4 tRNA genes are annotated in these 448 nt (G+C 51.3%); all 4 read right to left on the minus strand.

The annotated features are described in order from the left end of the window. Positions 1–74: transfer RNA gene (locus HMPREF0083_RS07335), tRNA-Trp, on the minus strand. Between the two features lie 19 nt (positions 75–93). Continuing rightward, positions 94–178 (minus strand) — tRNA-Tyr (locus HMPREF0083_RS07340). A gap of 26 nt (positions 179–204) precedes the next feature. Beyond that, positions 205–277, minus strand: a tRNA-Thr gene (locus HMPREF0083_RS07345). 32 nt (positions 278–309) lie between these two features. Next, a tRNA-Phe gene (locus HMPREF0083_RS07350) sits at positions 310–385 on the minus strand. Positions 386–448: the final 63 nt, after the last annotated feature.

Consider the following 448-nt stretch of genomic DNA (forward strand, 5'->3'; position numbering starts at 1 on the left):
TGGCAGGGGCAGTAGGAATCGAACCCACACTGGAGGTTTTGGAGACCTCAGTTCTACCGTTAAACTATGCCCCTATATTTCGCTTCGTGAAAATGGTGGAGGGGGACGGATTCGAACCGCCGAACCCTCAGGGAGCGGATTTACAGTCCGCCGCGTTTAGCCACTTCGCTACCCCTCCACATTATTAAATATGCGTATAAAAGATGCCGGCGAAAGGAATTGAACCCTCAACCCCCTGATTACAAGTCAGGTGCTCTGCCAATTGAGCTACACCGGCATATTCATATTTTTTCAAGAATGACGAGTAAGTGGTGGCTCGGGACGGAATCGAACCGCCGACACGAGGATTTTCAGTCCTCTGCTCTACCGACTGAGCTACCGAGCCAAATTAATGCATGTATAAACCAAGTAGACAAATGGCGGAGCCGACGGGACTCCGACGCGCACG

This window comes from Aneurinibacillus aneurinilyticus ATCC 12856, assembly GCF_000466385.1.
Classification (GTDB): Bacteria; Bacillota; Bacilli; order Aneurinibacillales; family Aneurinibacillaceae; genus Aneurinibacillus; species Aneurinibacillus aneurinilyticus.